This is a genomic window from uncultured Leptotrichia sp. (assembly GCF_938036635.1).
In the GTDB taxonomy this organism is placed as follows: domain Bacteria; phylum Fusobacteriota; class Fusobacteriia; order Fusobacteriales; family Leptotrichiaceae; genus Leptotrichia; species Leptotrichia hongkongensis.
Map to the genome: position 1 here is coordinate 1 of NZ_CALHQO010000017.1, position 1,201 is coordinate 1,201.

Genomic DNA, 1,201 nt, shown 5'->3' on the forward strand with positions numbered 1-1,201 from the left:
CATCCTTTATGTAAAAGATTTTTTCCAAATCAATCCCATAGTCATTCGCAATCGCAATAACATAATAAAAAACATCAAACACTTCCTCCTCAATCGTTCCCTTTATATTTTTCCCATCAAATCTCACATTTTTCCTAATATTTTCAGCCAGTTCCCCAAACTCCTCAATTAATTTTAAAACTAATCTTTGTCCATTTTCTTTTTTTGGCTGCGATTCTTCCTTATCTCTACTTTCATCTAAAGTCCCTTTTTCTATTCTTTTAATCAGATATTGGACTTCCTTAAGTGTCATATCTTCAGCATTACTTTTCATAAAAATTTATCCCCTTTCTTTCTTATTCTATATACCTCAAATTTTTTAGACTTAAATCTAAAATTTTAGCTGAATGTGTTATAGCTCCACTTGAAACATAATCAATCTCCAATCCTTTAAAGCGATTTATATTATTAATGTCTATATTTCCAGAACATTCTATTATAGCCTGCTTATTTATAATTTTTATAGCCTTTTTAATTGTTTCTATATCCATATTGTCAAGCATAATTATATCCGCTCCAGCTCTAACTGCCTCTTCTACCCCTTCTAAATCTTCAACTTCTATTTCAATTTTTTTAATAAAAGGAGAATATTCTCTAGCAAGTTTTATAGCTTTTGTTATTGAACCAGCGGCACTTATATGATTGTCTTTTAACATTATCGCATCAGAAAGATTATATCTGTGGTTATACCCTCCACCAGCTACAACTGCGTACTTTTCAAATATTCTCATATTCGGAACAGTTTTTCTTGTATCTAGTAAATATATATTCTTATCGTCCAGTGCTTCTATCATTTTTTTTGTATAAGTTGCAATTCCACTCATTCTTTGCAAATAATTTAAAGCTACTCTTTCAGAAGAAAGCAATGCTTTTACATCATCTCTTATCTTTAGTATCAGATCTTTTTTAAAAACTTCATCCCCATCTTTTTTATACTCAGTAAAAACAGGAGAACCATTTAACTCAAAAACTCTTTTAAATACATCAAGTCCCGCTAAAATACCTTCTCCCTTGGAATATAAAGAAATTTCCGCCAGTCTATCATCCTTATAAATTGCATTTGTACTTACATCTTCTGAAGTAATATCCTCTTTTAATGCTAATTTGATTGAATTATCCATTTGAAATTTATCTATTTTTCTCAAACTCATCTTCTTTTATC

The 1,201-nt window shown here is 29.6% G+C and carries 2 protein-coding genes; both read right to left on the minus strand.

What is annotated here, in order from left to right; all coding sequences use genetic code 11:
• Positions 1–313 (minus strand): MazG nucleotide pyrophosphohydrolase domain-containing protein (locus tag Q0370_RS00250; protein WP_299570496.1); only part of this gene is annotated, 313 nt, incomplete at its 3' end.
• Positions 314–335: 22 nt separating this feature from the next.
• Positions 336–1,190 carry a carboxylating nicotinate-nucleotide diphosphorylase gene (gene nadC / locus Q0370_RS00255; protein WP_299570498.1) on the minus strand — a complete coding sequence of 285 codons (855 nt, stop codon included), beginning with the start codon at positions 1,188–1,190 and terminating at the stop codon, positions 336–338.
• Positions 1,191–1,201 lie beyond the last annotated feature (11 nt).